General features: G+C 70.9%; 13 protein-coding genes. 4 read left to right on the forward strand and 9 right to left on the reverse strand.

Translation table 11 applies throughout. The annotated features are described in order from the left end of the window. Window position 1: 1 nt before the first annotated feature. On the forward strand, window positions 2-721 hold the full coding sequence (locus BLS99_RS03380) for a TetR/AcrR family transcriptional regulator (RefSeq protein ID WP_218126202.1): 720 nt from the start codon (window positions 2-4) through the stop codon (window positions 719-721). Window positions 722-832: 111 nt separating this feature from the next. Here the strand turns inward: BLS99_RS03380 and BLS99_RS03385 are convergent, their stop codons facing one another. The 6 genes from BLS99_RS03385 to BLS99_RS03410 form a co-directional block, all read right to left on the reverse strand. Further along, window positions 833-1,243, reverse strand: coding sequence for an SCO5389 family protein (locus BLS99_RS03385; protein WP_091043478.1), 411 nt, complete (start codon window positions 1,241-1,243; stop codon window positions 833-835). A gap of 139 nt (window positions 1,244-1,382) precedes the next feature. Next, window positions 1,383-2,351, reverse strand: a complete 969-nt coding sequence (locus BLS99_RS03390) for an ATP-binding protein (RefSeq protein ID WP_091043482.1) — start codon at window positions 2,349-2,351, stop codon at window positions 1,383-1,385. 152 nt (window positions 2,352-2,503) lie between these two features. Then, window positions 2,504-3,418, reverse strand: coding sequence for an amino acid ABC transporter permease (locus BLS99_RS03395; RefSeq protein ID WP_091043486.1), 915 nt, complete (start codon window positions 3,416-3,418; stop codon window positions 2,504-2,506). 13 nt (window positions 3,419-3,431) lie between these two features. Continuing rightward, entirely contained in the window at window positions 3,432-4,088 is a 657-nt protein-coding gene (locus tag BLS99_RS03400; RefSeq protein ID WP_091043489.1) for an amino acid ABC transporter permease, read from the reverse strand. A 78-nt stretch (window positions 4,089-4,166) separates the two neighbouring features. Beyond that, complete coding sequence (locus tag BLS99_RS03405; RefSeq protein ID WP_091043493.1) at window positions 4,167-5,099, reverse strand: glutamate ABC transporter substrate-binding protein; 933 nt, start codon at window positions 5,097-5,099, stop codon at window positions 4,167-4,169. A gap of 65 nt (window positions 5,100-5,164) precedes the next feature. Beyond that, complete coding sequence (locus BLS99_RS03410; RefSeq protein ID WP_091043496.1) at window positions 5,165-5,917, reverse strand: ATP-binding cassette domain-containing protein; 753 nt, start codon at window positions 5,915-5,917, stop codon at window positions 5,165-5,167. A gap of 254 nt (window positions 5,918-6,171) precedes the next feature. Here BLS99_RS03410 and lipB point away from each other — a divergent pair, with 254 nt between their 5' ends. Beyond that, window positions 6,172-6,909, forward strand: coding sequence for a lipoyl(octanoyl) transferase LipB (gene lipB / locus BLS99_RS03415; RefSeq protein ID WP_091043499.1), 738 nt, complete (start codon window positions 6,172-6,174; stop codon window positions 6,907-6,909). 48 nt (window positions 6,910-6,957) lie between these two features. Here lipB and BLS99_RS03420 read toward each other — a convergent pair whose 3' ends face one another. Together BLS99_RS03420 and BLS99_RS03425 are read right to left on the reverse strand one after the other, a co-directional pair. Further along, window positions 6,958-8,340 carry an alpha/beta hydrolase gene (locus tag BLS99_RS03420; protein ID WP_091043502.1) on the reverse strand — a complete coding sequence of 461 codons (1,383 nt, stop codon included), beginning with the start codon at window positions 8,338-8,340 and terminating at the stop codon, window positions 6,958-6,960. Between the two features lie 244 nt (window positions 8,341-8,584). After that, window positions 8,585-9,376 carry an ABC transporter ATP-binding protein gene (locus BLS99_RS03425; RefSeq protein WP_091043505.1) on the reverse strand — a complete coding sequence of 264 codons (792 nt, stop codon included), beginning with the start codon at window positions 9,374-9,376 and terminating at the stop codon, window positions 8,585-8,587. 213 nt (window positions 9,377-9,589) lie between these two features. Between BLS99_RS03425 and BLS99_RS03430 the strand changes: the two genes are divergently transcribed. Next, window positions 9,590-10,663, forward strand: coding sequence for an ABC transporter ATP-binding protein (locus tag BLS99_RS03430; protein ID WP_091043509.1), 1,074 nt, complete (start codon window positions 9,590-9,592; stop codon window positions 10,661-10,663). Then, window positions 10,660-11,682: an ABC transporter permease subunit gene (locus tag BLS99_RS03435; RefSeq protein WP_091043514.1), complete on the forward strand. Its 1,023-nt coding sequence runs from the start codon at window positions 10,660-10,662 to the stop codon at window positions 11,680-11,682. Before BLS99_RS03430 ends, BLS99_RS03435 begins: the two co-directional genes overlap by 4 nt. 130 nt (window positions 11,683-11,812) lie before the next feature. On the opposite strand, the gene BLS99_RS03440 is transcribed toward BLS99_RS03435, so the two are convergent. Further along, window positions 11,813-12,982 carry an ROK family transcriptional regulator gene (locus BLS99_RS03440; protein ID WP_091043518.1) on the reverse strand — a complete coding sequence of 390 codons (1,170 nt, stop codon included), beginning with the start codon at window positions 12,980-12,982 and terminating at the stop codon, window positions 11,813-11,815. Window positions 12,983-13,032 lie beyond the last annotated feature (50 nt).

Raw genomic sequence — 13,032 nt, forward strand, 5'->3', positions numbered from 1 at the left:
TGTGAGCGCCTCTGCTTCCGGCCCCGACGAGTCCGACGCGTCCGCCCGCCCTTCCAGCAAGGGCGAGCGGACGCGGCAGCGCATCATCGAGACCGCGCTCGACATGTTCGCCGAGCGCGGCTACGACAAGACCACGATGCGGGCGATCGCGGCCGAGGCGGGCGTCTCGGTCGGGAACGCGTACTACTACTTCAAGTCCAAGGAGCACCTGATCCAGGGCTTCTACGAGCAGGCGACCATGCGGCACGCCGAGCTGACGCCCACGATGCTCGAAGGCAAGGAGACCCTGGCCGAGCGGATCGAGGCCGCGCTCCTGGCCTGGCTCGACATCGCCGGGCCGTACCACGCGTTCGCGGGCCAGTTCTTCCGGAACGCCGCCGACCCGTCGAGCCCCCTGAGCCCGTTCTCGGAGGACTCCGGGGAGAGCCGCGACCGCGACATCGCGCTGTACCGGGAGGTCCTGGAGGGCTCGAAGACCAAGGTGCCCAAGGACATGGCCGACATCCTGCCGGAGATGCTGTGGCTGCACCAGATGGTCGTGGTCCTGTACTGGGTGTACGACGCCTCGCCGGGCCAGGAGAAGTCCCGCGAGCTGGCGCGGCGCACCGCGCCGCTGGCGTCCCGGGTGGTGGCCCTGTCGCGGCTGAAGATCCTGCGGCCGCTGGTGAAGCAGGGCGAGGAGCTGGTCCGGGACTTCCTCATCACCAGGAAGCCGGAGTAGGGGCGCCGCGGTCGGGACGATCGCAGCGGGCCGTCCCCCGAGCAGCCCGAAGGGCCGGCCGGACGCCGTTGTCCGAGCGGCCCTTCGGTAGTGCGTGGTGCGTGCGGTGCGTCAGCAGTCCCGCAGCTCGGGCGACTGGTTGAGCAGCTGCCCGCGCGGCGAGATGAACTTGCGGTAGGTGTCCGAGTCGACCTCGGAGACCGGGAAGGCCGCGATGCGGTGGCAGTTCTGGAAGGCGAGCTTGACGCCGTGGTGGCGCTCGAGCGCGCCCCGCATCGAATCCGAGGCGAGGACCCGCAGGAGCTGGCCCCGCGCCTGCTCGTCCGGCGGCGGCGTGGTGTTGTCCGCGAACTGGGTGGACCCGGAGGACGAGACCACCCCGTTCTTCAGGTCGTGGACGACCTTCGCGATCAGGTCCCACGCGAACGGCAGGGACTGCTTGACGCAGTCGACGAAGTCGGCGTCGGTCACCTCCCCCGCTTCGGCCTTGGTGAGCAGGTCTTCAGAGACGTCAAGGGACATGCGTACTCCTCTCGGTTCGAATCGGTTCATTGTGCGGGCGGTAGGCGCCGGCCGCTGTCGGGTACTCGACGCAGACCCTTCCGGCCGCGCCGGGCGTCCAGAAGGGCCGGCGGCGCCTGCGGCCTGTCGTGGATCGGCCCTAGTGGACGGGCGCGCCGAGCAGGTGCTCGCCGAGCACGTAGTCCGGGACGATCTGGTCGGCGAGGTCCACCCCGGCCTTGTCGTTGCCCCAGGCGAGGGCGGCCTTGCGGTGGAACTCGTGGGCCTGGCGGGTGAACTTGGCCCAGTCCTTGCCCCCGGCGACGGCCCGTTCGCGGGCGGCGTCGACCACGGCGAGGTTCGCGGGTTCGAGGTCGGCGACGGGGCCGACGCTGCCGCGCTCGGCGGCCTTGACGTACTTCGAGCGCGAGCACCAGCCCAGGAGGGCGTCGCCCACGTGCTCGCGCAGGAACGCGACGTCGTCCTCGTCGTCGGTCTTGTTGCCGATCACCGAGATCCGCACGTCGTAGTCCTCGGCGTAGCCCAGGTACTGCTTGTAGACGCCGACCGAGCGGAGGGTCGGCTCGCACACCAGGAACGTGTGGTCGAAGCGCGTGAACATGCCCGAGGCGAAGGCTTCGGCGCCGGCGACCATGTCGACCACGACGAACTCCTCGGGGCCGTCCACGAGGTGGTTGAGCAGGAGCTCGACCGCGCCGACCTTCGAGTGGTAGCAGGCCACCCCGAGGTCGTCGTCGACGAAGCCGCCGGTGGCGGCGAAGCGGATGCCGTCGTGCTCGGTGAAGAGCCGGTCGAGCAGCGGGTTCGACTCGCGCACGGTGAGCAGGCGCGAGCCGGGTCCGGGCGGCGTGGTCTTGAGCATGAGCTCGGCCGAGGGCACGAGCGGGTTGGCGCCGCGCAGGTAGTCCTTGATGTCGGCCAGGTGCTCCCCCAGCACCGGGCCCATCGCGGCGGCCTCGGCGTCGAGGCCGAGGGCCGCGGCGAGGTGCTGGTTGATGTCGGCGTCGACGGCCATCACGGGGTGGCCGAGCGCGGCCGCCCTCCGGGCGAAGAGCGAGGCCATCGTGGTCTTGCCCGATCCGCCCTTGCCGACGAAGGCGAGTTTCATGGTTCCGGTCCCCACTAATTGAAAATGGTTGTTGATTTCAAGAAGAGGGTAGCAGTCCCGGGACGCGACGAGGGTTCATATCGGATGGGCCGCACGCGAAAGGGCCCCGCCGGCCGGTGCCGGCGGGGCCCTGCTGGTCGTGCGGAGTGTCGTCAGGCCACGGTGGTGCCGGCGACGCCGCCCGCGACCGTGGACTCCAGCTGCGCCGCGGCCTTGGGCGCGGCGGTCGTCTTGCGCATGCGGCGCTCGACCAGGACCACCAGCTTCGAGAGGGCGTACGCCAGCACGAAGTAGATGAACGCGGCGATGATGAGCGCCTGGAGAAAGGAGTTGCTGTAGTCGTTGCCGATGATCCGGGCGGAGTGCAGCAGCTCGGGGTAGGTGATGACGTAGCCCAGCGAGGTGTCCTTCAGGAGGATCACCAGCTGCGCGAGGACCGCCGGGAGCATGTTCCGCAGCACCTGCGGCAGCACGATGAGGCGCTGCACCTGGCCGTGGCGCAGGCCGATCGCCTTGCCCGCCATCGCCTGGCCCGGAGGCAGGGCGTTGACGCCGGCGCGGAGGATCTCGGCGAGGATCGCGGCGTTGTAGATGCCGAGGCCCAGCACCAGGAACGTCAGGCGCCGGGCGTCGCCGCTCCAGCCGAGCGTCTCGGTGGTGAAGCCGAAGTGCCCGTCGATGGTGAACGACACCCAGATGAGGAGCACCAGCGGCAGCGACCGGAAGAACTGCACGTACCCGGTCGAGGCCCAGCGGGTCAGCGCGAACTGCGAGATCCGCCCGAACCCGAAGACGATGCCGAGCACGATGGCGACCACCGAGCCGAGTGCGAACGCCACCAGGGTGTTCACGATCGCCGGGACCCAGGTGGTCTCCACCACGAGGGCGTCGAGCGGGTTGACCCAGCGGGAGGACTCGAAGAAGCCCTCGCCGTAGAGCACCCAGGCGACGTAGGCGAGCACGCCGAGGATGACGGCCGCCGAGACGGCGGCGGCGATGTTCGCGTTGCGCCGCCCCTTGGGACCGAGCACGTCGAACAGGACGGTGGTCTCGTTTTTTCTGCTCATGAGTCGGCCCCTCTCATCGGACGAACGCGGTGCGCTTCTCGGCGATCCGCACGAGGTAGCTCAGGACGAGGGCGATCAGCAGGTAGCCGACGGTCACACAGATGATGACGCCCCACAGGTCGAAGCGGCTCTGCGTGTCCTCGATGAGCCGCCGCGAGCGGGCGGTCAGTTCGGGCACGCCGATGGCGAGCACGAGCGCGCTGTTCTTGACCAGGGCGATCAGGAGCGAGCCGAGGGGCGGGATGACCGCGCGGACGGACTGCGGCAGGATCACCGTGCTCAGGGACTGGCCGAAGGTGAGCCCCAGCGAGCGGGCGGCCTCGGCCTGGCCCAGCGGGATCGAGTTGATGCCCGAGCGCATGGTCTCGCCGACGAACGCGCCGGTGTACATGCCGAGTCCGAGCAGGGCCCAGACCCAGTTGTCCGCCACGATCCCGACCTTGGGCAGGCCGAAGTACATGATGAACAGGACGGCGAGCAGCGGGACGTTGCGGAACAGCTGCGTGTAGGCGTTGGCGGCCCAGCGGGCGGGGAACGCGGGGCTGACGTGCATGACCACGAGGACCATGCCGATGGCGAGCGCGATGGCGTAGCTGGTGAGGGTGACCCACACGGTGGTCCACATACCCGCACCGAGGGCCTCGATCATCAGGTCGAAATTGTCGAACAAGCGGACTCCTCCATAAGGCGGGCGGCGGCGGCCGTCTCACGCGGCCGCCGCCGCCTCACCGAACGGTTGCGAAGGGACCTAGTACCGGTTGGGGGCCGGGAGCGGGTCCGGGGTCGGCATGCCGGCGGCGCCGAAGGTCAGGTCGAACGCCTTCTGCCAGTCGCCGTTGGCCAGGATCTCGTCGATCATGTCGTTGACGAAGTTGCGGGCGTCGGTCTCGCCGAGCGGCATGGCGACGCCGTAGGGCTCGTCGGTGAAGTTGTTCGAGGACTCCAGGACGCGGAAGGCGTCCGGCTTGTCGACGGTGAAGCCGTACAGGATGGTCTCGTCGGTGCTGACGGCGTCGGTCTGGCCGTTCTCCAGGGCCTCGGCGCAGGCGGCGTAGTCGGCGAGCGGCGTGATGACGGCCTCGGGGTTCTCGGCCTCGAGGTTGCCGATCGAGCCGGAGCCCTCGGCGATGCACACGTTCTTGCCGGCGAGGTCGGCCACCGAGTTGATGTCGGTGTTGTCGGCCGCGACCATGACGTTCTGGCCGGTCTCGAAGTACGGGCCGCCGAACTCGAACTGGGTCAGGCGCTCGGGGTACATGGAGTACGAGGCGATGACCGCGTCCACGGTGCCGTCGTTGATGTAGGTCTCGCGGTTCTGCGAGGTGGTCTCGACGAAGACCAGGTTGGCGTCGTCGCCCTCTTCGACGACCTCGCCGAAGATGTAGGTGGCGAGGAGGCGGGCGATCTCGGCGTCGAAGCCCTCGATCTTGCCGGTGGCGGTGTTCTTCTGGCCGATGAGCGGCTGGTCGAACTTGACGCCGACGGTGAGGACGCCCTTGTCCTGGATGTCCTGGATGTAGCCGGCGGGGATCTCCGCGGCCTGCCCCAGCTCGTAGGACCCGACGGACTCTTCCAGGGACTCCTGCTCCTCGGCGTCCTGGCTGGCCTCGCCGGAGCAGGCGGCCAGGGACATGAGGCCGACCGCCGCGATCGCGGCGGCGGCCTTGCGGAATGCGCGCATAGCTGTTTCCTTCCTTATGGGTGGGGCTGACTGGTGGTGCTCTGGTGCGCTGCGGACCGAGGCGGCTAGTGGCTCATGACCTTGGACAGGAAGTCCTGGGCGCGCTCGGTCTGGGGGTTGTCGAAGAACTCGTCGGGCGGCGCGACCTCGACGATCTGGCCTTCGGCCATGAAGACGACGCGGTTGGCGGCCCGGCGGGCGAAGCCCATCTCGTGGGTGACCACGACCATGGTCATGCCCTCGCGGGCGAGGTCCTGCATGACGTCGAGGACCTCGTTGATCATCTCGGGGTCGAGCGCCGAGGTCGGCTCGTCGAACATCATGAGCTTGGGGTCCATGGCCAGGCCGCGGGCGATGGCCACGCGCTGCTGCTGGCCGCCGGAGAGCTGGGAGGGGAACGCGTCGGCCTTGTCGGCGAGGCCCACCCGCTCCAGGAGCTGGCGGGCGCGCTCGTCTGCCTTGGCCTTGGGGGTGCGGCGCACCTTGATCGGTCCGAGGGTGATGTTCTGGAGGACCGTGAGGTGCGCGAAGAGGTTGAAGTGCTGGAAGACCATGCCGACGTCGGCGCGGAGGTTCGCGAGGGCGCGGCCCTCGGCGGGGAGGGGCTTGCCGTTCACGGTGATCGTGCCGGAGTCGACGGTCTCGAGGCGGTTGATGGTCCGGCACAGCGTCGACTTGCCGGAACCTGAGGGTCCGATGAGGACCACGACCTCGCCGTCGTCCACGGTCAGATCGATGTCCTTGAGCGCGTGGAGGTCTCCGAAGTGCTTGTTCACTCCGGCGATGGTGACCATCGGAGCCTTCGGCGTTGCTTCCATTCGTATCCCTGTGGTCGTGTGGAACCCTCGACTGGCGCGGGGCGAGCGGATTGGGCTTTAAATACCTTAGGAATAGTAGTGTGACAGCTCACGCGCGGTCACCGGGGCGGCCGAGGGCGGCAACTAGTCGGCAATTAAGTAACGGCATCATAAAGAACGACCTGCGCAAATCGGGTCGGACGCGGCGCAGGGGCCACGGTGACGCATCCGTCGTCCGGTGGCCGCGCGGGCGCGGCGGGGATTATCGTCGGGGTATGACCGACACTGTCGACGAACGCACCGCGGCTGCCGCGACCGGCACCGTCTCGACCAGCACTGTCGTTTCCAGCAGCACTGTCGTATCCACAAGCACTGTCGATGGCATCACCGTCGAGAAGCGCGGCCTCATGGACTACCAGGAGGCCTGGGACTACCAGAAGGAACTCCAGCAGCGGCGGATCGACGACGAGATCGGCGACACCGTCCTGCTGCTCCAGCACCCCAGCGTGTACACCGCGGGGCGCCGGACCGAGACGTGGGCGCTGCCGCAGGACGGCACCCCGGTCGTCACGGTCGACCGCGGGGGCCAGATCACCTGGCACGGCCCCGGCCAGATCGTCGGGTACCCGATCATGAAGATGCGCAGCAAGGTCGACGTGGTCGGCTACGTGCGCCGCGTCGAGGACATGATCTCGGCCGTGTGCCACGAGATGGGCGTGACCTCGGCGAGGGGGCGCCTCCACGACCGCACCGGCGTGTGGCTGCCGGAGGACGGCAAGGGCCCCGAGCGGAAGATCTGCGCGATCGGCGTGCGGGTCCGCTGGGCGACGACCATGCACGGATTCGCGCTCAACTGCAACCCGGACATGACGTTCTGGGACCGGATCGCGCCGTGCGCGATCACCGACGCCGACGTCACGAGCCTGTCGCAGGAGCTGGGCCGGGACGTCACGGTCGAGGAGGTCCTGCCGCTCGTGGAGAAGCACCTGGGGCTCCTGCTCGAACGGGACTAGCGGGAATTCGGGGACGGGCGCGGCCGGGGCCGCGCCCGTTTCGTCGTCCTACGGGCAGTCCGGGTTCGCCTCGGGCTGCCCGGCCGCGAGGTCGGGCTCCTGGCCGACGAGGACCTTGAGGATGTTGTCCCAGGCGTCGGACTCGGGGTAGAAGATCTCGGAGTGCGAGTGGACGCCCTCGACGGGCTTCCCGGCGATGCCCAGGTCGTGGAGGCTCACGCCGTAGTCGTCGACCGCGTCCGGGGCGTCGGAGAGGCTGCCGGTGGCGAGGTTCCGCACGCCGGGGAAGTCGTCGGGGTCGGCGCCGTGGCCCAGGAGCGGCACGTACGGCATGCCCTGGACGTAGGAGATCGGGTCGCCGGGCGCGGTGATGGAGTAGCGGGCGCGGCAGGGCTCGGTGTAGTCCCCCGGGCCGTAGACGTCGTTGCCCATGCCCGCGGAGGCGATGTGCAGGACCCGGTCGGCCTCCAGGTCGAAGGTCTCGGCGTAGCCGATGACCGCGCCGCCGTAGGAGTGGCCGGCGAGGGTGAGCGCGACGCCGTCGCCGAGCTGGTTGCGCAGGTCGAACGTGAACGACGCCAGGGTCTGGGCCGCGACCTGCGACCAGGAGGCCCAGGACTCCTCGACCCAGCCCGAGGGCCAGGAGGCGGCGGCCCAGACGACGACCGCGAGCTCGCCGTCGGCGGCGTCGACGAAGGACTCCGCGCGCTGGTGGTAGAGGTCGAAGTTCTCGCTGGAGAGCACGGCCGAGCCGCCGGGGACGAGGACCGCGACGTTCGCGGCGGCCTCCAGGTCGCCGACGACCTCGATCCAGGAGCCCTCGCCGGCGTTGTCGTACGGGTCGAGGTAGAGGAACTCGCGGCCCGAGCCGATGAGGCGCTGGAGCTCCTCGCGGGGCGGGCGCGCGGCGTCGTCGGTCCAGGGGCGCTCGGGGCTGTCGTAGGCCGCGGAGGCGGCCGTGGCGGCCTCCAGGACGAGCCGGTTGGCGGCCTCGCGGGCGGCGAAGGGCGCGCCGGGCATCTCGCCGACGACCGAGGGGTAGAGGACGGCGAGCCACGCGGTGCGCTCCTCGCCGAGGCCGGTGAAGAAGTCGTGCACCGCGACCGGGTCGAGGCCGCCGCCGGCCTCGTGGAGGGCCGCCAGCGCGGCGCCGAGTTCGCCGGAGTCGGCGGTGGGGACGGCGGCGACGAGGGCGGCCGCGGTGGCGGGGTCGGCGAGCGCGGCGGCGAGTGCGGCGGCGGGGTCGTCGCCGGCGACGGGGGCGGCGGTGCGCATGGCGGCGAGTTCGGTGCCGGGGTCGGCGGCGAGCACGGGGACGGCGTGGGCCTGCTCGGCCTCGGCTTCGCCGAGGCGGGCGAGTCCGGCGAGGTAGACGAGCGCGAGGACTGCTACGGCCGTCACGACCGTCGCGCGCCACCACCGGAGTCTCACCGGGTCAGCGTAGCCGAGGGGCCGTTCGGGCGGCGAGTTCTGCGTGTGTGAGCCCGGTTGGCGGGCAGGCGCAATGGTGCGGGGGTCGGGGCGCGGTGCCCGGTTCGGGAGCGCGGTGGGTACCCGGGGTGCGGTTTGCGGGCAGGGGCGACTCCGGGGACCGGCGTTCGCTGGGCCCCCGGTCGAAACCCTGGCACGGGGGTATGACAGTTCGGGGGTCCCGAGGGCGGTGCCGTGTGGTGAGTCAGGCGGCGGTGGCGGTGAAGCGGTTGCCGTTGGCGGTGAGGGTCAGGGGGAGGCCGAACGCCTTGGAGAGGGTCTCGGAGGTCAGGGCCTCGGCGATGGGGCCGGCGGCGATGACGCCGCCGCCGGAGAGGATCAGGGCGTGCGTGAAGCCCGGCGGGATCTCCTCGACGTGGTGGGTGACCAGGACCAGGGCCGGGGCGGCCTCGTCGCGGGCGAGGCCGGCGAGGGTGGCGACGAGCGCTTCGCGGGCGCCGAGGTCGAGGCCGGCGGCGGGCTCGTCGAGGAGCAGCAGCTCGGGGTCGGTCATGAGCGCGCGGGCGATGAGGACGCGCTTGCGCTCGCCTTCGGAGAGGGTCCCGAACAGGCGGTCGGTGAGCTGGGCGACGCCGAGCCAGCGCATGAGCGAGGCGGCGCGCTCGTCGTCCTGCGGGTCGTACTCCTCGCGCCAGCGGCCCATCATGCCCCAGGCGGCGGTGCGGACGACGTCGAACGCCTTCTCGTCGTTGGGGATGGCGTCGGCGACCTGCGTGGTGGTGAGGCCGATCCGGGGGCGCAGCTCGAACACGTCGACGCGGCCGAGGCGTTCGCCGAGGATCCGCACGACGCCGGAGGTGGGGTGGTTGCGGGCGGCCGCTAGGTTGAGCAGCGTCGTCTTCCCCGCACCGTTGGGGCCGAGGACGACCCACCGCTGGTCGGCGTCGACTTGCCAGTCGACGCCGTCGAGGAGCTGGTTGCCGCCGCGTCGCACGGTGACGCCGGACAGGTCGAGGACGCGTTCAGACTGAGCCACGGGTCAATGAAACCACGTGGCCCGGTCGCCCGGACGGGGGCGGGCCGCGAGGTGGGAGTAGGACACACGGGCGAGCCCCCGCGACGGGCGCGCCCGCGCCGGACCCGGCCGCCGTGCAACGGCGCGGCCCGGAGCGGCGTCTTCATACGTACCGTCCACCGGTGCCGCCGCGGCCGCGGCGCGCACGGTGCACCCAGGAGTGGAAACGAGTTCATGCCCCCGATCATCGAGATATCGGGGCTGCGGAAGACCTACAGAAGGAGCTTCCGCCAGCCCCATCACGCGCTGGACGGCCTCGACCTCGAGGTCGCCGCGGGCCAGGTGCACGGTTTCCTGGGCCCCAACGGGTCCGGCAAGACCACGACGCTGCGGGCCCTGCTGGGGCTCATCCGCGTCGACGGCGGGACCATGCGGGTCTTCGGCGAGGAGGTGCCGCACCGCCTGCCGCAGGTGGTGTCGCGCATCGGCGCGGTCGTGGAGTCCCCGCAGTTCTTCAAGCACTTCTCGGGGCGCCTGACGCTCCAGCTGCTCGCCGAGAGCGCGGGCCTCCCGAAGGAGCGGGTCGAGGCGGTCCTGGAGCAGGTGGGCCTGCGCGAGGCCGCGAAGGCGTCGGTGAAGGGCTACTCGCTGGGCATGCGCCAGCGCCTCGCGGTGGCGCAGGCGCTGCTGAAGCAGCCGCAGCTGTTGATCCTGGACGAGCCGGCGAACGGGCTGGACCCGGCCGGCATCCACCACATGCGCGAACTGCTGCAGTGGCTCGCGCACGAGCAGGGGGTCACGGTCGTGGTCTCCTCGCACCTCCTGTCGGAGGTGCAGCAGCTGTGCGACTCGATGACGATCGTGTCGCGCGGGCGCCGGATCGTGGACGGCTCGGTGGCCGACATCATCGCCGGGCACTCGGGGGCGTCGTTGAGCGTCCGGGTCCCGGACGCGGGCGCGCTGCCCGAGGCGGCCGAGGCCCTGAAGACGGCGAAGGCCGGGGTGGGCGCGGTGGTCGAGCGCGACCGGCTGGTGGTCACGGGCGCGCCGGAGCCGGCGTGGGTGACGCAGACGCTGGCGGAGTCGGGGATCTACCTGTCGGAGCTGGTGACGCAGACGAAGAACCTGGAGTCGGTGTTCCTGGAGTTGACGGGCACGGCCCCGCAGCCGGGGCAGACCGTCCAGATCGGGCAGTCGGTGGCGGTGCCGCAGGCGGCGGCGCAGTCGGCACCGGCGGGGGCGCCGATCGAGGCGCCCGTGAACGCGGCCCCGGAGTCCGGGCCCGAGGCCGAGGAGGCGCAGCGGTGAACCTGTTCAAAGCGGAGCTGCGGCGCATCGCGCGCCGGCGGCTGACCCTGGTCTTCGGGATCCTCCTGCTCGCGGGCGTGGCGGGCCTGTCGATCATCATGGCGTCGATCTCCACGAAGGGCCCCAGCGAGGCGGACCTCGCGGCGGCGCAGGCGCAGGCCGACGAGTGGAACGAGCAGAACCCGGACTTCCGGGACTGCGTCGAGGACGAGTCGTACTTCGAGCAGAACCCGAACTACAGCTGGGTCGAGACCGACCCGGAGTACGAGGGCATGGAGCACCGGGAGGCGTGCGAGTACTTCGTGGGCGGCTCCCGCGCCCAGGACTACATCTGGACGTACACGTTCAGCTTCGAGGACGAGGCGCCGTTCGTGATCATCGGCATCGTCGTGGTCACCGGCCTGGTCATGATGATGCTGTCCTCGTCGGCGATCGGCGCCGAGTGGTCGAGCGGCGGCATGTCGAACCTGATGGTGTGGCACCCGAACCGGATGCGGCTGTGGGGGACGAAGCTCGGCGCGGCGCTGACGGCGTGCGCGGCGGCGGTGGTCGTGCTGGCGGTGCTCGCGTTCGGGCTGCTGCTGGCGGCGGCCGCGCTGCGCGGGGAGATCGGCGACCTCGACGGGCCGTGGTGGGAGGAGACGCTGACGTACGTCCTGCGCACGGGCGTGCTCGCGCTGGGGATGACGGTGCTGGGCGCGTCGCTGGCGATGCTGGGCCGGCACACGGCGATCGCGGGCGGCGTCATCGCGGGCTACCTCATCATCGGGGACCTGATCGTGCAGATGGTCTCGATGAACCTGTCGATGAAGTTCCCCGAGCGCCTGTCCCTGTACACGTGGGTGGGCGCGTGGATCACCGGCCGGGTCGAGCTCCAGGACTGGAGTTCGATGACGCTGGAGTCCGCCGGTGACGTCATGGTCATCACGTGGGGCGAGGCGGGCCTGCTCCTGGGCGGGATCGTGCTGCTGTTCGGGGTGCTGGCGACCTGGTCGTTCCAGCGCCGCGACGCCGCGTAGCGAGAACGACGAGACCGCCCCCGCCGCATTGCGCGGCGGGGGCGGTGCCGTTCAGCAGCTCAGTTGAGAAAGCTCGGTCGAGAAAGCTCGGTCGAGAAAAGGTCAGTCGAGAAAGCTCGGTCGAGAAGACTCAGTCGAACAGGCTCTCGCGGACCGCGTCCAGGCCGTGGAGGATCGCGCCGCGCATGATGGGCTCCTCGATGACCGTGCCCGCGACGACGCTCGGGTTGACCGGGGCGAGCTGGGAAGTGTGGGCCGCGACGCGGCCGGCGAGGACGAGCCCGCCCGCGTAGCCGACCGGCCCGCCCAGCACCACGACCGTGGGGTCCAGGAGGACGCACACGGCGACGATGCCGAGGGCGATGCCCCGCGCGATCTCGTCGAGGCAGGCCGCGCCCGCCTCGCGGGCCTCAACGGCGGCGGTGAGCACGTCCTCGGGCTCGGCGGCCTCGAAGCCGTGCTTCGCGCCGATGTCGAGCACCGCGTCGCCGCCGATGACCCGCTGGTACGAGCCCTTCGACAGGCGCGTGACGATCCCGCCCGTGGGCAGGTCGCCGCCGGGCACCGGGAGGAACCCGATCTCCCCCGCCGCGCCGGAGGCGCCGCGGTAGAGGTTGCCGTTGAGGATGACGCCGAGGCCCAGGCCGCCGCCGAACCACGCGTACACGAAGTCCGTGGCCCCGCCCGCGCCGCCCGAGCGCTGCTCGGCGACCGTGGCGAGGTTGACGTCGTTCTCGATCGCGACCGCGGCCGCGAACTCCTCGTTCAGGGCCGTGCGCAGGCCGCGGTGCCAGGCCGGGAGGTTCCACGAGAACCCGATGTCGCCGCTGGCGGGGTCGATCACGCCGGGCGTGCCGAGGGTGATCCGCTGGACCTTCGCCATCTCGATGCCCGCGTCGGCCACCGAGTCGGTGACGACGCGGCGCACCACCGCGACCGGGTCCGTGGAGCCCTCCACGTCGATCTCGGCGCGGCCGACGATGCGGCCGGTGAAGTCCGCGCAGGCGCCCTTGGTGGTCACGGGCCCGACCTCGACGCCCACGACGTACGTGAACGCGGGCACGGCGGCGTACAGCGACGCGTTGGGGCCGCGCCCGCCGGACTTGGACCCGACGACCTCGACCAGGCCGCGCGTCTGGAGGCGCTCCATCATCTGCGAGGCGGTGACCTTCGACATCGAGGTCCGCTCGGCGAGCTGGGCGCGGGTCTGGGGCCCGTCTTCGAGCAGGAGCTTCAGCGCGGCCTGGTCGTTGAGGACGCGCAGCAGCTTGGGCACCCCGGGGGTGTGGCTCTTCGGCATTCGTACTTCCTTATCCTCCGAGCCCACATTATCCACGGGGTCCCCACACG

It is taken from the genome of Glycomyces sambucus, from assembly GCF_900102815.1.
Taxonomy (GTDB): domain Bacteria; phylum Actinomycetota; class Actinomycetes; order Mycobacteriales; family Micromonosporaceae; genus Glycomyces; species Glycomyces sambucus.